General features: G+C 36.8%; 20 protein-coding genes and 1 pseudogene. 10 read left to right on the forward strand and 11 right to left on the reverse strand.

All coding sequences use genetic code 11. The features are described from left to right. The first annotated feature begins 108 nt into the window (after positions 1–108). From HVN35_09930 to HVN35_09950, 5 genes are all read left to right on the forward strand, one after another. Positions 109–621 carry a class III signal peptide-containing protein gene (locus tag HVN35_09930; GenBank protein NYB52860.1) on the forward strand — a complete coding sequence of 171 codons (513 nt, stop codon included), beginning with the start codon at positions 109–111 and terminating at the stop codon, positions 619–621. A 51-nt stretch (positions 622–672) separates the two neighbouring features. Next, positions 673–1,572 carry a DUF2101 family protein gene (locus tag HVN35_09935; GenBank protein NYB52861.1) on the forward strand — a complete coding sequence of 300 codons (900 nt, stop codon included), beginning with the start codon at positions 673–675 and terminating at the stop codon, positions 1,570–1,572. A 123-nt stretch (positions 1,573–1,695) separates the two neighbouring features. Next, positions 1,696–2,448 (forward strand): phosphopantothenate/pantothenate synthetase, encoded by a 753-nt coding sequence (locus tag HVN35_09940; protein NYB52862.1) that lies wholly within the window; start codon positions 1,696–1,698, stop codon positions 2,446–2,448. Between the two features lie 2 nt (positions 2,449–2,450). Next, positions 2,451–3,017 (forward strand): AAA family ATPase, encoded by a 567-nt coding sequence (locus tag HVN35_09945; protein ID NYB52863.1) that lies wholly within the window; start codon positions 2,451–2,453, stop codon positions 3,015–3,017. Beyond that, positions 3,007–3,387 (forward strand): hypothetical protein, encoded by a 381-nt coding sequence (locus HVN35_09950; protein ID NYB52864.1) that lies wholly within the window; start codon positions 3,007–3,009, stop codon positions 3,385–3,387. The genes HVN35_09945 and HVN35_09950 overlap by 11 nt, the downstream gene beginning before the upstream one ends. A 138-nt stretch (positions 3,388–3,525) precedes the next feature. Here HVN35_09950 and HVN35_09955 read toward each other — a convergent pair whose 3' ends face one another. The 7 genes from HVN35_09955 to HVN35_09985 all read right to left on the reverse strand — a co-directional run bounded on the left by HVN35_09955 (position 3,526) and on the right by HVN35_09985 (position 10,382). Beyond that, entirely contained in the window at positions 3,526–4,218 is a 693-nt protein-coding gene (locus HVN35_09955) for a TIGR00289 family protein (GenBank protein NYB52865.1), read from the reverse strand. Positions 4,219–4,260: 42 nt separating this feature from the next. Further along, on the reverse strand, positions 4,261–5,064 hold the full coding sequence (locus HVN35_09960; protein ID NYB52866.1) for a hypothetical protein: 804 nt from the start codon (positions 5,062–5,064) through the stop codon (positions 4,261–4,263). A 240-nt stretch (positions 5,065–5,304) separates the two neighbouring features. Continuing rightward, on the reverse strand, positions 5,305–5,751 hold the full coding sequence (locus HVN35_09965) for a PepSY domain-containing protein (protein NYB52867.1): 447 nt from the start codon (positions 5,749–5,751) through the stop codon (positions 5,305–5,307). Between the two features lie 25 nt (positions 5,752–5,776). After that, on the reverse strand, positions 5,777–6,187 hold the full coding sequence (locus tag HVN35_09970) for a hypothetical protein (protein NYB52868.1): 411 nt from the start codon (positions 6,185–6,187) through the stop codon (positions 5,777–5,779). A 106-nt stretch (positions 6,188–6,293) separates the two neighbouring features. Further along, positions 6,294–7,364: a hypothetical protein gene (locus tag HVN35_09975; GenBank protein NYB52869.1), complete on the reverse strand. Its 1,071-nt coding sequence runs from the start codon at positions 7,362–7,364 to the stop codon at positions 6,294–6,296. An 18-nt stretch (positions 7,365–7,382) separates the two neighbouring features. After that, positions 7,383–9,446 (reverse strand): hypothetical protein, encoded by a 2,064-nt coding sequence (locus HVN35_09980; protein ID NYB52870.1) that lies wholly within the window; start codon positions 9,444–9,446, stop codon positions 7,383–7,385. 6 nt (positions 9,447–9,452) lie between these two features. Continuing rightward, positions 9,453–10,382, reverse strand: coding sequence for a hypothetical protein (locus HVN35_09985; protein ID NYB52871.1), 930 nt, complete (start codon positions 10,380–10,382; stop codon positions 9,453–9,455). A 415-nt stretch (positions 10,383–10,797) separates the two neighbouring features. On the opposite strand from HVN35_09985, the gene HVN35_09990 reads away from it, so the two are divergent. From HVN35_09990 to HVN35_10005, 4 genes are all read left to right on the forward strand, one after another. Continuing rightward, the gene (locus tag HVN35_09990; protein NYB52872.1) at positions 10,798–11,109 is read left to right on the forward strand and encodes a class III signal peptide-containing protein; all 312 of its coding nucleotides are present in this window, start codon (positions 10,798–10,800) and stop codon (positions 11,107–11,109) included. A gap of 99 nt (positions 11,110–11,208) precedes the next feature. Next, on the forward strand, positions 11,209–11,430 hold the full coding sequence (locus HVN35_09995; GenBank protein NYB52873.1) for a hypothetical protein: 222 nt from the start codon (positions 11,209–11,211) through the stop codon (positions 11,428–11,430). 90 nt (positions 11,431–11,520) lie between these two features. After that, complete coding sequence (locus HVN35_10000) at positions 11,521–12,549, forward strand: M42 family metallopeptidase (protein ID NYB52874.1); 1,029 nt, start codon at positions 11,521–11,523, stop codon at positions 12,547–12,549. Between the two features lie 48 nt (positions 12,550–12,597). After that, positions 12,598–12,876: a hypothetical protein gene (locus tag HVN35_10005; protein NYB52875.1), complete on the forward strand. Its 279-nt coding sequence runs from the start codon at positions 12,598–12,600 to the stop codon at positions 12,874–12,876. A gap of 144 nt (positions 12,877–13,020) precedes the next feature. On the opposite strand, the gene HVN35_10010 is transcribed toward HVN35_10005, so the two are convergent. The 4 genes and pseudogenes from HVN35_10010 to HVN35_10025 all read right to left on the reverse strand — a co-directional run bounded on the left by HVN35_10010 (position 13,021) and on the right by HVN35_10025 (position 18,486). Next, complete coding sequence (locus HVN35_10010) at positions 13,021–13,731, reverse strand: recombinase (GenBank protein ID NYB52876.1); 711 nt, start codon at positions 13,729–13,731, stop codon at positions 13,021–13,023. 299 nt (positions 13,732–14,030) lie between these two features. Further along, on the reverse strand, positions 14,031–15,302 hold the full coding sequence (locus HVN35_10015; GenBank protein NYB52877.1) for a methanogen output domain 1-containing protein: 1,272 nt from the start codon (positions 15,300–15,302) through the stop codon (positions 14,031–14,033). Between the two features lie 130 nt (positions 15,303–15,432). Beyond that, positions 15,433–17,316, reverse strand: coding sequence for an excinuclease ABC subunit C (uvrC, locus tag HVN35_10020; GenBank protein NYB52878.1), 1,884 nt, complete (start codon positions 17,314–17,316; stop codon positions 15,433–15,435). Between the two features lie 333 nt (positions 17,317–17,649). Continuing rightward, positions 17,650–18,486, reverse strand: a pseudogene (locus HVN35_10025) (DUF169 domain-containing protein). A 223-nt stretch (positions 18,487–18,709) separates the two neighbouring features. Here HVN35_10025 and uvrB point away from each other — a divergent pair. Next, the gene (gene uvrB / locus HVN35_10030) at positions 18,710–20,665 is read left to right on the forward strand and encodes an excinuclease ABC subunit UvrB (protein NYB52879.1); all 1,956 of its coding nucleotides are present in this window, start codon (positions 18,710–18,712) and stop codon (positions 20,663–20,665) included. Positions 20,666–20,755: the final 90 nt, after the last annotated feature.

Consider the following 20,755-nt stretch of genomic DNA (forward strand, 5'->3'; position numbering starts at 1 on the left):
AAATCCTATAATTAGGGTTGGTGATAGCCAAGTAGTGCTAATATTTATATGAATCTTTTAATATACCTTATATATAATAACAGTTTAGATATAGTGAAAGTGATTAATATGGAAAACAAAGGACAGGCATCTGCAGAATATTTACTTCTACTAGTGGTTATTTTAATTATTCTGGCTGCGGTTACTATGCCCCTTGTTGGTAATTCAATAAGCAACACCATGGCAGTTTCCACAACATCTGACGCAACGAATGCTATTAAAACAATATCTGATGCTGTTAACCTTGTTTATGCAAATGGACCTGGAGCTAAAAGAACTGTGAATGTTTATATTCCCCAGAGAACCACTGTATCAAACAATGCCACTGCCTATCCAGATGTAACACTTAGTGGTAATTTCATTGGAATGAACTTAACAAATATTGCAGGCGGCCCGTACAATTCTCCCCATATCATGAATATCGCTACTACAGATGGTAGATCTGATATTTTTGTGTATGCTAATACGAATTATCCCGTGAATGTAATTAATGGCGCTAATCTTGCCAGTGGTTGGTATAAAGTCACGGTTTATTGGCCTGTAGGAAATAGAACCATAGCTGTTAATTTTTCAGCAACATAATTCAATAATTTTATTTAATACACAATAGATCAGCCATTATAGAGGTTAAATATGAGCTTTTTTACTAAATTAGGTGATTTAATCATAAGAATTTTCGCTTTAATTGGTAATTTAATATTTAGCATACCTAAAATTCCTTATAAACTTAGGAATGTAGATACATATCATTTCAAAAAAAAAATATACTCCGGGAAGAAAAATGTTTCCAAGGTGAAAGATAATCTGGGAATTGATGAAAGAGTATCCAATATAACCAAGAAAAAAAAAATACCCTCTTCCAAAGAACATTCGCATGAAAATATTCACACACCACCAAAAAGTTCTCAAGATTCGGATGTCATTCTTATTTCTGCCAATTTTACTTCAAAAGAAAAAGAAGATACAATTTTCCGTCTGCAACTATTATCCGCAGGATTCCTTATTTTTTCAGTCATATATCTTTTTAACTTTCTATCCCTTGTTCTCTACGGAATCATTGGTATCCTATTAGCAAGCTATATCATTTATCTTTTATATACTCGGGTAAAACTAATGTATGGTTCAGAATTTCCTGCTTACAGGGATTTCTTCCTAATGTATCTGGCAGTAGGCATCATCCTGGTTGTAGTGGGAACTAACTCTAACTTGTTAATGGCTTTTTCATTAAGTTACTTCCCATCCCTCACCATCTTGATATTTGCAGTTATCGCTGTTGCAGGGGTTTATCTTATTTTCAGGATTCGTTATTACCGTGACTTCACATATGGAATCGTTATTGAAACTGGGGAAAAGATGGCTTACGTCAAGGTAGAGTTCGATATACGTTCCAATGTTAAACCAGATATCTACATTGTAGAAAACAGTGCAGGTGCAGTTGCTGGAGACCGAGTAAAATTAAAAACAGAACAAAAAGTTTTCAGTAACAGTGGTAATAAACCTATTAGAATACTGGAAACAGTGCATAAAATCTAACATCCGCTATTTTTAGATTTTAATTAGATTATTAAACTTAATAAATGTTTAACCAAATTAATGATCATCTTATCGATCCCATAAAAATAATCCATGGAAAAAAATTCATAAAGGAAGTTTAAAATGAATGAAATTTCACCAAACCATCCCCGTTATTATTCCCTTGTTCTACGGGAGAAAATAGCAAAAGCATATAAACAAGGAATTCTCGCTGACACCGCTCTCATCGCCCATGGCAGAGGTGAGGCATTTGATTATATCCTGGGTGAGGAAACCACTCCACCTGCAATCAAAGCCATTAAAACAGCTTGTGCTTCTCTTTTACTAGCAAATTATCCCGTGATATCAGTTAACGGGAATACTGCAGTTCTTGCAGCTGAATATTTAGTGGATTTATCACGTTTGGTTTCTGCTAAGATTGAAATTAATCTGTTCTACCGGACCCCCTCAAGGGTTGTGAAAATGGAAGAATTTTTAGAGGATGCTGGTGCAACAGATATCCTCGGTAAAGAAGGAGATGAGCATGTTCCGATCCCTGGATTGGAAGGTCCCAGATCTCGAGCTCACCCTGATGGTATTCACAGAGCAGATGTAGTTCTGGTACCACTTGAGGATGGGGATCGGGCTCAAGCATTGAAAGAATCCGGGAAAAAGGTCATAACTATTGATTTAAATCCTTTATCAAGAACATCCAAAACTGCTTCCATTACTATTGTGGATAATGTGGTTCGAGCAATACCATTAATGAACGAGGAGCTGAAAAAACTCAAAAGTTGTTCACGAGAGGAGTTGAATGATATTGTGAGTGAATTCAATAATCAAAAGAATATCTCAGAATCACTCCATTTAATATCCCATCATTTTAGAGAAGTGTAATCATGAAGGTAATAGGAGTAACAGGAATGCCAGGTTCTGGGAAGAGCGTGGTATCCAGAGTAGCAGAAAGCCTTGGAATGAATGTAGTCCGGATGGGTGATGTTATTCGTAATGAAGCCAAAATAAGAAATCAAGCTCCCGGACTAGTAGCCGTTGAATTACGCAAAGAATTTGGTGAATATGTGGTTGCTGATCGATGTGTGGAGTTTATAAAGAATGCCTCAAATAACTATTCAACGCAAGAAGACAAATCTAAAAAAAATAAACCCCAATCCTTCCTTATTGAAGGTATTCGCAGCCCATATGAGGTTGAAATATTCAAAAGAAATTTTCCTGACTTTAAGGTAATAGCTGTACATTCTAAACCTGAAACACGCTTTTTAAGGCTTAAAAAAAGAATGAGATCCGATGATTCAGCCGAAATTAAGGAATCTGTAAAAAGAGACCAGCGCGAACTAAAATTCGGGATAGGGGATGTAATCGCCAATGCAGATTTTATGGTGGTTAACGAAAGCAGTATAAATAAATTTAAAGATATAATACGGAGCATTATAAAAAATGAACTGTAAAATGGAAGCAAAAGCAACTGTGAATCCCACAGAAGATATGGACAAAATCATTGAAGCACTTTCCAATATTTTTGACTATGATGACCTGATAATAGGAGAAGATGTTGTTATAGTAACTGGGACAACTTCCAGTTTATTTCCTTTAAAGGAATCCCTTGAAAAACAACGAATAAGAGATACGGCTTTAAAAATAATGCTAAGAGGATTAGATAAAGAGAATAAAAAAGTCAGATTAAAATTAAATAAACAGGCAGCCTTTGCCAGTAAAATTAACCTGGTTGATGAGAACTTATCTTCCCTAGGAGAGATAGAACTAATCATTGAAACTAATACACCAGAAAAATTGATTAATTGGTTATGTGACCATTAACATTTAAAAAAGTCACTGAAAATAATTATATCACTCTTTGAATAATGTTGTACATATCTAAACGAAGTAAAAATGATAGTTTTAATTTTATACAGATTTTTGGCAAGAAATTCTTTGCTTTAATCTTTATCTTTATATTTAATCTTCTGAAATTTTATCTTCTAAAATTGCATCTTCAATAAGTAGATATCCACTATCTTTATTCCAAACCTTTGTGGATTTCAAAATACCAAGTTTCTTTTTTAATATAGGGCCATTGATGACCAGGGTTTCTGCTTCGCCCCCTTCGAATGCCAGGTGCAATCCATGCTTTTTATGGAGTTTTTTTAGCTCGTCTAATAAATCTTCATCTATTACTTTACCCAGCCAGGATTCATCAAGACCCTCTGCAGCCACACTAGTTATCACCACTTCAAATCCCAGTTTTAAAACTTCTCTCATGTAATCTTCAGGATCCTGGTGCCACAGTGGTGCATGAGACTCTAATCCAATCTCCTGACAGATCTTATCAATACGGGATTTTTGATACTTAGAAGCGATTGCCCCGGTAAATATGGCATCCACTCCTATTATTTTAAGTTCAAAAAGGGCATTTTTCAGATCTTCCAACTCGTCTTCTTTTTCACCAGGTGTCTCTTGTTCTATAATAGGTATTTCCATTGCCTCAGACAGTAACTGGGTAAGGTGGATGTTGGGAACATGGAACATGTAGGAGTTGGGGTTTGCTGAGTGCATAGAAAGCAGATATTCCACTTGCCATCCATCTTCCATAGCCTTATAAGCAGCCATTGTGCTATCTTTACCACCAGAAAAAAGTACTGCTGCTTTCATGATCATCATCTGTAAGTCTTAATTAAAGTATCCTTTATCTGATCAATCTTCTTTTTTACGCAACAAATCTTTGATGCCTTTCAATCCTCGTAAGATACTGTCTATAAACATCCCCACCAAGCCAACAATAATTCCAAGGAATCCACAGAACAAGATCACATTATTTTTAGAGGGAAGAATATTTTTTAGACTTTGAATTTCTTTCTCCACCGGGCCACTAATTTCAGTTACCACCACTTCGCCCTGAGGGAGTTGTTTTACAACCTCATCCACCTTGGAAGCATCAACAACTACTTTAACCTGAACAATGCTGAACTTAATATCGATACCACTAACCAGCACCAGCCAGCTTTTGAGTTTCTTGATCACCTCCGTGGGATTACTTCCAGGTTTGATCTGAACCATCATAGTATCAGATGATACCACCTTTCCAGATGTGATATTGCTATTAGCAGTAGTTATCCGCGACTCGATACTACTCTTCCAAGCATTGCTAATAGTTGTAGTTTTAACTGTTATTTCCCCACTTTCAACACTTAAAACACCGGGGATTTTTTTTACTTCTTCAATGGCCTGGTTGACATTACTATCTGTGGAAATGTTGATAGTTATTACTTCCTGCTCTTCACTGGTAGACATATAAAGGGCACGGGCCATATCAGGCAGATCATCGTAGACTGGGGCTATGAAGAATGCTCCGCCAATTACTCCCACAATAAAACCCATGGCAATAACAAATAAAAAGTTTTTTTTACCTATGAATGGTGTGAGGAGTGCTGTTGAGAAGACAAATGCAAGAAGAAGGATGAATAGTACAATCATTACGATAACAAATAGTGTTTCCATGGTTTCATCCTCTGCTTTCCAGTAATCTCACTACTTAATATGAATATAGTTGCTAACAACAAATTTCTAATTTCATAATCAATTAAAAATAGTAAATTTTTCCAATAGTTAGATTATACATCATTTTAAGAATTCTTCTATTTCAATAGTTTTAGTATTTAATTATTTTTTATTCATTTTATATTTATTGATAAAACGTTGAAGTGGGCCATAGTACCCATAATTTAACAAATATTCTTTTTAAATATTGATTACTTTACCCGAGTTTACATCAACATAGACAGTTTTAGTTTGGGAATTTTTAGAGAGGGGTACAATCCAAACAACTACAGTTGTTTGGTTAACCACAACCGTTCCTTGCAAAGGATCTCCAGCCTTGTATCCACTATTACCCTGTAAAGCAATTTTTTTGGCCTGTTCTTCACTTATAACAAACGACATGTTTCCGGAACTGTTTGAAGTATTAGTGCTTACATTTGTTGGAGGACTTGGTGTGTTTGTGGGAATATTTGATGGTTGAGGTGTAATAGCACCATTATCTCCTGTTAGATTAGTTTTAGGCTGGAAAGGATTGAAGGCATAGACCAAAATTATTAAAACCACAACCCCCAAGACTATAAGTGCTTTTTTTTCCCATCCGTCATTCCAAAAATCCAGTATATAATTTCTTAAATCTCTTAAATCCATTGATAAACCTACCCAAGTAGTTCAGTTATAATTCAATTATAATAATAGTATTATTTATGTTAGAGATTTTATAATTTTTACCACTGTTTAGGGTGTAATTGTTTACAAATTGTTTTGGTATGAGTGGTATGGTAACATTTTTATCACCGCGCATGATAGTTAATGTACTTGAATTACCCGAACTTGAAATAAGAGCTCCAAATGCTGGTTCAGAATCCAGGCGAATGACAACAGAATAACCATTTCCATTTGTATAAACTGTGTTCAATGCCTCAGCTATTCCTTCACCAGTCATCCTAGATTCTCCAAGACTTCCTATCTGCTCTTGATTTACCATATTGCTTACCAGACTTAACATAGCGGCAATAATAACTAAAGCAATTAATGTTACGAAAAGTAATTCAGCAGTGGCCATACCTTTATCATCCAGTCTCATGTTAATCCTAATTTTTTTTTTATTATTAATTTAAAAATTTTCTTTCATTTTAAATCGCTTCTTAAATCTATTTAATAAAATCTGTTAACATAAAAGAATTCCAATACTAGTAGCTCGACTTTAAATTAAAGAAATTCAAGTAGTAATTTGAAATGTAAAATATGTAACCAGAGGGATCTGTGAAAGCATCTCCACCTATCTTTATTGTGGTTACACTGGGACTGGGTGTAGGATAAGTGAAATATTCGTGATCGAGGTGTGAAACAGCACTGGTATTATGATAGTTATATAATGGATCTCCCACAATAAAAGTGCTTAATTTAGCTTCATTAGGTCCAGTTGAGGTGTTATTAGTTCTGTTTTCGAGCCTGTCAAAGTAAGTGAGTCCATGCGGATCTGGGAAATAATATGGGCGAAGACCAATATCACTGGGGTTGTCTGTTCCGTTTAGACAATACCATAAGAAATCGATCTTTTTATTAGGCTTATCTACAACACGATCAAAGTTATATGGATATAAAGCACCTTCATCATATTCAGGATAGCTGAAGAATAGATTACTGGTAAGAAGTTGAGAGTTTAACCATATGTATGGATCTTCTAATCCCTGGATACTAACAGGAACTTTAAAAGTGGGAGTGACACCTTCATAGGTCTGGTCTTTTTGGGTGACTCTTATGGGTAGGCCTCCCTTTACAGTAATATAAAACCCGTAAGGGTTCTCCTGAGTTATAGTTATATCATCATAGTAGAGAAGTTGTTCTGTGTAGTTATTAACAGACTCATTGTTTAAATATATCTCTCTTCCAGTTTGCGTCTCTAGGTCTTTGCAACTCTGAATAATATAATCGTTCATCGTATCAAGTACTCTAGTGTGTATGTATTCTTTACTGGCCGTTTCATTGTAACTATTGATGTATGTGTTACTAAAGAATTTTTTATCATCAATGACTTTCCGGGTGGCACTGAAAGCTGCACTTCTGCCCGCATCCCGGGTTCCTTTTTCCATTGCACTGAACACATTCAAAGCAGTAGTACTGGTTACATCTCCACCAATAGCTAGACTGGAAACCATGTTTAACTCATTTAAAATACCAGAATATGCTAGAGCAACGATAATAATTGGAATTATTAGCAGCAATGTTGTTGGTGTGAATACATAACCTTTTTCATCCATATTGGTCACCTAATAAGCCTAATAAGTCCATAAATCTAACCTCACAGGTATGGAGTTGGGTAAATCACCTGTATACATGGATTCGTTGAAAACCAAACTCTGGTCAATCCTTTCAAATCCGTACTGCTTTAATCTGTCCATGAGCGCCTGATAGGCTTCATCAATTGCTTGTTGAGCAGTTGGGGCATAGGAAGTACTCCAAACAGCATGTTCAAGTGCAGGGTATATTACTGCAACACGGGTACCAGAGAATATCTCAGCATAAGGGTCACCAGATTCCCAACCCGCTCCAGAAGTTACCCTAACCCTAATAGTGTAATTATTAGGAATATAGGTATGATTAGCGGCAGTTCCGTTGGTCATTTTTTTGGGACCCACAGCATCAAGTTCACCTAAATTCAGTATATATGGTGGAGGTCCATCGTATAGCTGTTCACCAGACGTGTAGGTTACCCTAACGTTCTTAGTGTCTAATCCACCTGAAAAGAATAAATAAGCTTCTTTGGTTTCGTTGGAACGGATTTCATAGGTAATATCCTTGGATATCTGAGTGGTACTGGACTGATCACTGACCGTTGCATACTCATCCCACCAAATGGGGAGTTTGCTGGAGCTGACCACAGCATAGCAGTTGGTAAGTCCCACCAAATCAAAGTCATTACCAGGGACTCGATCCCAGATGGTAATACGGACTTTATTAACATATCCCCTATCCATATAATCTTTTAAGTTGATAACTCCTGGAAGATTACCATATCCAGTGTCAGTACCGGACTGAGTGTTAATATCAGAACGGAAAACTCTACTCCAGTAACCAGGATTACCTCCTATTGGTGGATGGTAAACTTCCACCATAGCTGCATCAACAGCTCCATAAGGATTTATAACCACATAAGCATCTTTTATGGTACCAGCATCTGTATTATCTATCTCTTTTTCTATGGCAATAGCAGATGCATAACTGCTTCCAGGAACACTTGTTAATACAAATGGATAAGTATTCACCACATTGGTAGGGTGATTGTTAATATAATCATTAAAAGTATACCTCAGGTTTGGTTGATTGGTAAATGTTGATGTTCCTCCTGTTTGTAAGTTGTAAATCATACCACTTACCCTGTTTGTTTGAGTGCCGGGGTAGGCTAGTCCTGCAAAATCTGTGAACTGGTAATTTTTAGTAACCACACCTTGGGGCACTACCATACCCACCGTGTAATTAGCAATTAATGAAAACCATGCCATGTCATCGTATGAATTCACGTCACCATACTGAACATGAAGGTTATTTGTAGTACCAGGAGTTAGATGTGCTGGATTGATTAAGGTTCGATTGTTATAGAACCGATATGTATTATATGTGTAGAGATACTGGAAACTATTCCGTGGAACAGCATAATTTTGGTTATTAATGACAACGTTGGCAGAATAAGAATCACCGTTATTCTTATCTGCGGAATTTATGATAAATCTGGCCCAATTTATGTTCCCTGTGGTGGTATTGGGAACTGAAAATGAAATATCTCGATATGAACCACTACTATATCCCCAGTATGGGTATGATTGCAAGTGATTATTAGTTCTCCAAGGATCGAAATTTGTAAGCCAGTTGTGGAAGTTCCATAGGGTGGTGGTTACATTGGTGTCCTGTTGCATAAGACCTACTTCTTTAAGGTTGTAGAATGAACGACCTAACCATCCTTCTCTGGGTCCAGAGATGATTCTGACACCAGTGGCAACATCAGTGGCAACTGTGCCCCCACGATCGTTAAGAGCTGGCGGGTTGTAACCATTCATGGTCATCTTATAACTTACAGAATTAGGTATAAGAGAATTCAAAGAAGCAGTGAGAATTTCTTGAGCTTTGGTGGAATTATTATTGGCATAATAAACTGCAGCATCCCTGAGTGTTCCATCCTGTTCCATGGTAGCTAATACACTATCTGCCAGAGCCTGGAGATGCTGGTGATCCTGGCCCTGATATACAGGAAGTAATGCATAAACCACAATTGAAACTGTGAACACTATAACCACTACTAAGGCGAGTGCGGCATCAGCAGTGAATATAAAACCTTTATCATCCATCTTAGATCACCTGACCCAAACATATAAAGTTGCTCTGAATTTAGCTGTGTTAGCTCCAGTTAAACTAATTTCACTGGGTGGTGTGCCTTTTGGCACTTGAAGAATATACACATTCATCTTATCAGTGGGGCTACCTGCCAACCTAATAGTAACCAGATTATCCAATAATTGTGTCTCATTTTTTAAAACATTAGAGCCATATTCTGCAGGGTCGATCAATTTAACTACAGGATTAGTACCTCCGCTAAAATCATTGGGTTTAACAACTGTTACCGAATTAATATCCACCCATGCAGAGGTGACTGGTGTTGTTCCAGTACTGTTTACATATACGTAATAATCAAAGAGTGCATTAAATTGTTTGTTGGTTTGAAATGTATTTCCCTCAATTGTAAGTGGTTTGCCAGTACCCCTTATGTTAACGGCTTCAGAAACTATTTCATACGAGGCGTACAAAACTATTCTTTCCACGCGCACCACATCTTTCGCAGCGGGGTCCACTGAGGAGTCGTTAAGAGTTCCCCTTTTCAATACATTAACCCCACTACTTATACTGGAAATATTGAGGGAATAACCATATTGATCACCTAACATGTTTTGTATCTGTGCGGATGTAATTGTAGACACTTTTCTGGGAAGCAGATAATATTTTCGAGGCGTTTTTGAGGAATTATCATATCTTGCAAGGCCAGGAACTTTTAAAGATGAAACATCAGTTTCCCAGTAAGGTGGATCTCCAGATGTGGTCAAAAGAGTATTCATAGTGTCAGCTGCCACTCGCTCAGTTGACCCCCTATAGATAACATCCTGCATCTGGTACATTACGTTATCCATATCCGCAGCCACCATTCCCAGAACAAGAGTCAGGGGAATTAAGGCCAGTAGAATGTCAAGAGATAAAGCATAACCCCCTGAATCACGATTGAAAAGTCCCAATTTACTCTACCCCGAATAGTATTACATAAATATTATAATGATTTGGTTTGTTTTTTTTATTATAATTTTTTTAATTATAATGTATATATGTTATATGGTATTATAAGATTATTATTTATTATAATTTTGGTTCAATAACTAGAAACTAATAAATGCCATTGAATAATATTCAGAGTAATTTAACTTGAACAATGACAATGGATCCATCTTTCTCACCAAAACTCTTTCAGGAGAGAGTTAACTTATTATAAGGATAATGTATAATAATATGTAATAAAGATATATATTTAAAATGTTATAAATCGTAAATTAATAATTTGTAGCGATTAATATGGATAGTAAAGGACAAATTTCAGTTGAATATATTCTATTTTTGGGTTTTGTACTTGCCCTAATATTGGTTATAGTTTCTTATGTGGGCGAACAAAATGAACAAAACACTATAGCCACGGCAACGAGATTGGGAGCTGCTAATGCCTCTGCAGAAATCGGTATTGTGAATAATAATGTAAGACCAATACGTGTATCGAAAGTAGATATGACCGGAGGCACAAATATTAACATCACAATCTTCCTTTCAGATTCCAATCTAACCGAAATTCAAAAACAAACAATTCTTTCTGGTGTTCAACAGTCCATAGAATCCAGCGGATACACTGTGCAAAATGCAGGTAAAAACCTTACCATAACCACATCAAGACATAATTATCTAATTAAATTAAATTAGCTGATAAAATAAATCATAAATGATTAATCAATACAATTTCAAACTATATATCAACATTCAAATTTCAACATTCAAATTCTAAAAAGTAAGGGGATTTAAATGGAAGAAGATATTAAAATTAGCAAACCAGAACGTTCCAAACCCAAAAAGAAGCGAAATATAAATAAATGGGGACTCCTAATCAGTTTTTGTTTCATTATAATAGGTCTGGTGTGGTATGGGGTTAACCTAGGAATAATACCCTTCAATTTCCTCCAAGAACAAGCAGGACCCATTGTACTGGTTATAATAGGAATTTTAATTTTAATTAAATCATTTTAAATAGAAATATACCCGTTTAAAGTGAAAATACAATCATCTTACTTTTTTATTTACTTTTTTATATAAATGATCTAAACTAGAGGTTATACGATGAAACAATTGCTTGAAAAACTATCTAATGCTTCAGGAGTATCAGGATTCGAAGATGAAGTTCGTAAGGTCATGTCGGACGAACTTGAAAAATACGTGGATGATTTAGAAGTGGATGAAATGGGCAACCTAATTGCCACTAAAAAAGGGAAACCAGATGGTAAAAAAGTGATGTTAGCAGCCCACATGGATGAAATTGGTCTTATGGTCAGATACATTGATAAAAAGGGATTCATCAAATTCTCCAAAATGGGTGGAATCAATGACCAGATGCTCTTAAACCAGGAAGTTTTCATTCACAGCAATGGGAAAAAAATTTTAGGAGTAATAGGTAGTAAACCTCCACACAGAATGAAAGCTGCTGAGAAAAAAAAACCCGTGGAATCTGAAAACATGTTCATTGATATTGGCGCCTCCAGTAAGGAAGATGCAGAGGAGTTTGTTAATGTAGGCGACCCTATAACCATTAAACAGGAATTTGCAGAGCTTAAAAATGATCTGGTTATGGGAAAAGCCATGGACAACCGTGTGGGGTGTGCTATACTGGTGGAAGTGATGAAAAATGCCCAGACTGATGCCACCCTGTATGGAGTGGGAACTGTGCAGGAAGAAGTGGGACTTAAAGGTGCAAAAACCTCAGCCTACAAGATTAACCCTGACATGGCACTGGCCCTAGATGTCACCATATCCGGAGACCATCCTGGTATGAAAGAAGAGGAAGCACCCGCCAAAGAAGGTAAAGGACCATGCATAATACTCACTGATGCCAGTGGAAGAGGAATCATTACCCATCCTAAAGTTAAAGAACTCCTGATCAAAGTAGCCCAGGAAGAAGAAATACCTTACCAAATTGAGGTAAGTGAAGGAGGTACAACCGATGCCACAGCCATCCATCTAACCCGAGAAGGTATTCCCACTGGAGTTATATCACCACCATCCAGATATATACACACCCCAGTAAGTGTTGTTAACATCAAAGACGTGGAAAATGCGGTAAAACTTATCATAGCTGTGCTTAAAAATGTATAAAGCACATTTACTTTTTACATATGATTTTTTTGTATTATGAGGGATTAAATGAGTAAGATTATGATACTAATGTTTATAATTCTGTTGATACTGGGAGGGATAGGTATTAATAAGATTATCCAGGATGCTAGTTCGAATAAGGATTCTGCTTCCCGAAATACTCATCAAAATCCTCAAATGAACAACCAAATCTATCAATACACTTCAAACACCCAAAATTCAAACAGTTCAAACCAATCTGTAAGTCAAAACACTGAAACTTCCAGTAATTTGGCCACAGGTGACACCGTAAATCACCAACCCCCCAGTAGTTATCAATACCAATAATAAACAAAAAAAAGATTAAATAAAATGTTTTAGATAACAATAAATTGATTTTAAATGTAATAAACAGAAAAAAGAGATTAAAAAACCTTGGCAAGTTTTCATTCAAGATTTAATTAAGGGATCCATTCCCTTAACCATCATTCCTTAATCTTTATTCTCAACTCCAGAAACAATTTCAATCCCATTATCATTGATTTCGTAGGTCATAAATTGAGTAGGAGTTTTGGTGCTTCTCATTTTCACCACATCCATAACCCTCTCCCTGCGACCAGTGTATGGATTTTCTCTTTTCATAAGTTTGATAGCTCCATAAACTGAGAAAAGGGCGATTTCATTGAATTCTCGGGAGGTTGCACTGTCTAGAATTATCAGGGCGGTGATATTACGCTCCTTCAACTCGTAAACCAACAGATCGAAACGGTCCCTGAACTCGTAAGGTGTTAATTTAGCTGTGTAGCTGCCTATATTATCAATTATAACTGTTTCTGTGTCTTCAGGCAGGTCCCGGACGAACTTGGAGAAATTACCTTTCATAGCACCTACATCAATACTGATTTCGGCTTCAGTTACCTTAGCCCGGACAGCTGCCAGTTCTATAAATTGCAGGAGGCCACTTTCAGTGGCTGATTGAATATCCCAGCCAAAAGTTTCTCCTTGAGTGAAAAGATCCTTAGAATCCTCTTCAGTGGTTATGTATACAGTTTTGAGGTTCTGCTGGTAGCTTTTCATAGCAAATTGTAATCCGAATATAGTTTTTCCCGAACCAGCATCTCCAGTAATTAGGATGGTTTTTCCCCGGGGAAGTCCACCAGTAAACTTGTCAATTCCTTCAATTCCTGTTTTGATTCTCTCCAAAGACTTAGCCCCCTGTATAAATTTTTTACTGTACTGTTATTTAATGTATTTTAGTGTTATTTAATGTATTGAGACATTATTATTACTTAAATGGAAATATCTCATTCATTGCAAATATCCTTTCCCATTTTTAAGACAAACTAAACGAAACAACTTTCATTTGATTCTATTGCTATTACTTATAGTTAATCAAAAAGTTTTTTTCTTAAACGAAATTAGGGATTAATAATTAAGAATAACAGGCTTAGGCAACTCTATTATCTCTATTATCCATTTTTATACAGTTAGAATTATTCTATTTATCTAAGTGATATAACGAACTCAAATGAACATTTAGGATCATCATCCAGAAGACACTGGCTCTGTTCCACATGTCCCTTTAGAGAGGTCCAGGTAAAACTGCGTATAACTATGGCCCGGCATATTAGACAGAAAATAGGACTAACACTGTTTTCATCCGTCCAGGGGCAGTTAGCAAAGTTTAAATAACTTTTACCATTCCGGATAGTTATATCAGTGACGATACCCAAATTTGACATGAATTCACTTATCCAGGAAAGATAACACTGGAATAAAACCTCCTGATCCTCTTTATTTTCCGAACCTCGACTTATCTGGCATTTTTCTAGTTCATCCATGAACAGGGGTTTCATGTTTTTTTCAAATCTATCCGCAAAACTGCGGGCAATGTTATCTCGAATTTGTGGAGGAATGTTGGATGCAAAGACTGGTAGGGCACTCACCATAAAGCTGGAAAGCTCACCCCGGGCTTTATCCTTTAACAATTCCTCTTTTTCCTTAGCAGCCTTCCTACGTTCAGTTACATCCCTGAATACAAGAGCTACCCCTATAATACCACCATTTTCATCCTTGATGGGGGCGCTGCTATCATCTATAGGTATCTGATCACCATTTTTGTTGACCAATAGCACTTCAGCCGGCAAATCTATAATGGCATCATTTTCCACAACTTTTGACACTGGATCATCTACTGGTTCACCTGTTTCCTCGTGAACAACTTTAAAAATCTTGCCCAGTTGCTGACCAATTGCAGCATCATGTTCCCATCCCGTAATATTACTAGCAACAGGATTCATGAATTTGATATTACCATCTTTATCTGTGGCAATAACTGCATCACCAATACTTTCCAGAGTAGTGGAGAGCCATTTTTCACTTTCTTTAAGTTTACTTTCCATTTGATGCTTGTACAGGGCTACCTCAACTGCACTGTGCAGTTCTCGGTCTTCAAAGGGTTTGATTATATAACCAAAGGGTTCAGTGATTTTAGCCCTTTTCAAGGTTCTTTCGTCTGAATAAGCTGTTAAGTAAACAACAGGAACATCATATGCGTCTCTTATCTTCTGTGCTGCTTCAATACCGTCCATCTCACCTTTGAGAACTATGTCCATTAGAACCAGATCTGGCTTATTTTCTGCCACATGTTCAATGGCTTCCTCACCAGAAGGTGTTATTGCTGTAACCAGATATCCTAGACCTTCAGCCCGGTGTTTGATATCCATAGCCACTATACTTTCATCTTCAACAATCAATATTTTTACTTGAGACATGCCACTCCCCAAATTTCTAATATGAAAAATTTCTAATGTGAACTTTTAACAATATTGATTTTAAATTTGAACTTTATAAGATTTATTATTATTTTATCCTAAATATTGAGATTATAATGAGATTTTTTAATCAAACCTCATCTTTATGAAAAAAATCATAGATATCAGCAGCTAAATTCCGATTTATACCATTAACGCTAGCTATTTCATCAATTGAAGCATCAATTATAGATTCTAAATCTCCAAAATGTTTTAAAAGGTTTATTTTACGTTTAGGTCCTATGCCGGGAATTTCATCCAGGGGAGAACTGGTTAATTCTTTATGTCTGAGATTTTTATGATATTTAACTGCAAATCTATGCGCTTCATCGCGAACTCTCTGGAGTAGATGTAAAGCAGGAGATTTAGGGGGTAAAATAATAGGCAATGGAACTTCCGGTATGAAGACTTGTTCAAATTCCTTGGCTAAACCTATTACTCCTGTTTTAATGTTTAATGATTCTAAAACTTTTGTTGCGATATTTAACTGCCCGCGACCTCCATCCACCACAATAAGATCAGGGGGTGTTTCACCTTTATTTACCAGTTTTTTATATCTCCGGGTTAACACTTCTCTCATCATGCCATAATCATCAGGACCGGGAGTTTTTAGCTTATACTTCCGGTAATCTTTTTTTCGGGGTTTACCATCCTCAAAAACCACCATGGATGCAACAGCCATTTTACCTCCCAAGTTAGATACATCAAAGGCTTCTATTCTACGGGGAATTCTGGGTATTTTTAGGGAATTTTTTAATTCAAGCAAAGCTTTCCTGGAATGTTTATGGTGGTTGATGATTATATGTGCATTTTTAGTTACCATCTGAAGTAATCGTTGCTCTAAACCTTTCTCAGGGACTCTTAATGACACTTTGGGCAATTTTTTTGGATGTTCTTTTTGGAGTTTTCCATCATAGGGAATTATGGTTTTATCTCGAGTTGAGTTATCATCCGGAATCTTATTAGAAATCATTTCATCATTATCTGAATGAATTTTTCGATTATCATCTAGCCACTTCACTATGAGATTCTCATCTTCGATCATTACCGGAAGAAGTATTTCAGATGGTATCTGACGTGGTCCGGAGTAATATTGTTTAATGAAGGCAGTCAAGATTTTTGAAGGAGAATTATCCTCTGCTCCTTCCATTAAAAAATCCTCTTTTCCCATTATTTTTCCTTCCCGGACTCTGAAAACAACCACCACCACCAACTCATTGTCGCTGGCAAGTGAAACTACATCTTGATCCAGGTTACGGTTCAATTCCATCTTCTGTTTCTCCATCACCTCGCCCAGGGAGAATAATTGGTCCCTTATAACTGCGGCTTTCTCATAATCATGATTTAAAGCAGCCTGATCCATTTCTTTTCTTAAAAGATCCAGTACTTCCTGATGCTTGCCTTCTAAAAAAAGTCTTACTTTGTCCACATTTTCAAGGTATTCCTCTTTGCTCACCTGGCCCTTGCAAGGAGCGGGACAGAGATCTATTTGAAAATTGAGACATGGACCATCCATCCTTTTACAATCCCTTAACCGGAAGACCGGTTTCAAAAGTTTCAGAATACTTCTAACTGAAGTAACATCAGTGAAGGGACCGAAATACTGCGAATCATCCTCCAGCACACGGCGGGTTATCAAAAGTCTAGGATAATCTTCTGAGGTAATCTTTATGTATGGATATCGTTTATCGTCTTTTAAACGTATATTATAGCGGGGTAAATGTTTTTTAATGAGGTTGGACTCTAAGATGAGAGCTTCTTTTTCGGTGTCCGTTACCATGTAATCCATATGATGAAAATGGCGCATTAAGACTCGGGTCTTGGGATCATCTATTTCCTCTTTGAAATAACTTTTAACCCTCTTTTTAAGAGATCTGGCCTTACCCACATACAATATATTTTCCTGAACATCCTTCAGGAGATATACGCCTGGTTTTTCTGGTAAATCATCAGGATTTTTAATGGTAGTTGACAAAACAAGCCCTCTCAAACATATAAACAATTATTAATGGATTTTTTATGGAATATCATTTTATGAATGATTAGGAATTAAATGAATGTATATTAAAGAATAGGATATAAAATAATCAAGTGAACGACCTATCTAATCTGAATGAATCTAATCTGAATAAGATTATTTTAGGAATAATTTGATAATAATGATAATGGATTTTGTCTGTTCATCATTTTTAAATCAATGTAATAATGTTTATTTAAATACCCTTTAAATCAGTTTTAATTATAGATTAGTCTAATCTAAATAAAATCCATTATACTAAGTATTTTTTTGTACACTTACTCATTTTAATCATTCCTTATCAATAGGTGTAACATCATATCTTACTTCAGGATAGGCGACTTCAGGTCGTTTTACTGCAAAAGAGTATTCTAAATCTTCACACATGCCTCGAGCAATGTTGAAAGGGATTCCCAAGGCCATGTAGTCTGTGGGGAACCAGCAATTACCAGTAGGATCGATGGGACCTATAAAGCAGCGTCTTTGGGTGTTTTTTCAGCCATATGCGCAGGGCATGTGACCATGGTTGCACATGCAGGGCCAAATGGGCCAATAATAGACTCAAATGGGTTTAGAGTTCTGAAGTGAATTAAACTACACAGATTTCGAATCTGTTCCCCATTGCCGAAGATAAAAATGATGAAACAGGATTCTTATTTCTATCATCAGAAACTACTGATAAATTCACAGGATCATTTTCATCCGCTTTGAATTTATCATAATGTTCTACTATCAGATATTTCCCAGGTGTATTGACTGGACCTATAGAATCATGGAATTTCTCGAATAATTCCGGACTAGCCTTTAAATACTCTGCATTACCATCTCTAAATTTTTCATGTCCAGTGGATACGAAATATTTGATGTAAGGTGATAGTTTTTTGGAAAACCCCAACCAAGTTAAGCCTCCTAAAAAAACTCCTTTATTACAATCATGACCCATATAAAGGGCAGGGATATCTTTATCAAGAGCAGCAGTGAATATGGCTTTAGCAGCACATGAATCAACATCAACTAGGGTACAGCACCGTCAGGAATGCTTTCATGGCCATAAACACATAAAGGTGTTGTTTCCAGCATTCCAGCTCTTTTTAAAGATTCACCTATTTCTTTAACCATCTCAGGCATTTCACATCACCTTTTATTTATTGAATCGCAGCATATTTGATTAAATGTCGCTTAGCGTGGAATTCCCTTTGAAGGGTCTTATGAGATCTATGTGAAATTGATATGCGAACAGTTCCAAGATCAGTAGATTATATATAAGATATTGATAATAGGATTAATATAATCTGTTTTTAGGTTTAACGAAATGTTGATGTATATTTTGTTTTTGCATGAGGATTGATAAATGAGAGAATTTGAACTTGTATCTAATTATAAGCCCTTGGGGGATCAGCCTAAGGCAATTAAATCTTTATCTGAAGGTGTCCTGAGTGGGATGAAACACCAGACACTTTTGGGAGTTACTGGTTCTGGAAAAACTTTCACCATGGCTTGTGTGGTTCAGGAAGTTCAGAAACCAACCCTGGTAATTTCCCATAACAAAACCCTGGCAGCTCAACTGTACGAAGAGTTCAGGGAATTATTTCCCAATAATGCTGTGGAATATTTCGTCAGCTACTACGATTATTATCAACCAGAGGCATATGTACCTCAAAGTGACACTTACATTGATAAAGAGGCATCTATCAATGAAGAAATAGATATGATGCGGCATAGCACCACCCAATCGCTTTTGAGCAGAGATGACGTGATTGTGGTGGCCAGTGTGTCCTGTATTTATGGTATTGGTGCTCCTGAAGATTACGGGAATTTGCTGCTTAAACTTGAAATTGGACAGGAAATAGACCGGGAAGATATACTCTCTAAACTGGTTGAAATGCAGTATGAGCGTAATGATGTTGATTTTACCCGGGGAAAATTTAGAGTGCGGGGTGATGTGGTGGAGATTTTCCCGGCCCAGGGAAAAACTGCCATCCGGGTGGAACTTTTCGGTGATATGGTGGATGGTCTGGCATTCATCGATCATGTGCGGGGCAAGGTGACCAGTGAACTGGATAAAGTGATAATATTCCCAGCAAAGCATTTTGTTACTTCACCAGATAAAATGGACAAAGCCTTAAAGGCCATAGAAGAAGAACTTGAAGATAGATTAAGGGTGCTTGAGGCTGAAAATAAGTTATTGGAAGCACAGCGTCTGGAGCAGCGGACCAGATTCGATTTGGAAATGCTCAGAGAAATGGGTTACTGTAATGGTATTGAAAACTATAGCATGCACATCTCTGGTCGTGAATGGGGAGAAACACCTTACAGCCTCCTGCGTTACTTCGGAGAGGATTATCTTACCATCATTGACGAGTCCCATGTTACAGTGCCTCAGATTAGAGGGATGTATGCGGGTGATCGTGCGCGTAAGGATGTTTTAGTAGATTATGGCTTTCGATTACCTTCTGCTCGAGAGAATAGGCCTCTTAATTTTGAAGAATTTGAAAGTTTGCAGAATCAGGTGATATATGTTTCAGCCACCCCTGCAAAGTATGAATTGAATCTCTCCAGTCAAGTAGTGGAACAGATTATCAGACCTACGGGCCTGGTAGATCCAGAAGTGAAATTACACCCTGTGCAGGGGCAGGTGGACCATCTTCTGGGAGAAATCAGGCATAAAGTGAAAAAAAATCAGAGAGTTCTGGTTACCACCCTAACCAAACGTATGGCAGAAGACTTGACCGACTACTATGCTCGTGCTGGTGTAAAAGTTCGCTATCTTCACTCGGAGATAAGCACCCTGGAAAGGATTGATATTATCGATGATCTGCGCAGGGGTGAATTCGACTGTCTGGTGGGAGTTAACCTCCTGAGGGAGGGTTTGGACCTTCCAGAAGTAGGAATGGTGGGTATTTTAGATGCGGATAAAGAAGGATTCCTACGTTCAGAAACATCACTTATACAAACCATTGGCAGGGCTGCGCGTAATGTGGAAGGGCAGGTGATTATTTACGCTGATGAAATCACTGATTCCGTACGTAATGCAGTTGACATAACCAATAAGCGACGGAAATTGCAGTTAAAATATAACCAGGAACATAATATAACCCCCCGGAGTACAGAAAGAACTTTGAAAGAAAAGACCCGGAAAAAGGATGTTATTATGCGTGAAGATGTGGATAAAATGCCTAAAGATGAGCTGCGTCTTCTCTTAAAAGACCTAAAGGAAGAAATGAAGAAAGCAGCTGCCAGACTGGATTTTGAAGAGGCAGCCAAAATTCGTGACAAGATATTGATACTGGAAGGAGTTCAAGATTGAAATTAAGAGTTTAAAATTTCAAGAAGTTTATGAAAAATTTGTATAATTCGCGATTTATGAGAGATTTCACTCTATAATTGAAAAATTTTG

Source organism: Methanobacteriaceae archaeon (assembly GCA_013403005.1).
In the GTDB taxonomy this organism is placed as follows: Archaea; Methanobacteriota; Methanobacteria; order Methanobacteriales; family Methanobacteriaceae; genus Methanobacterium.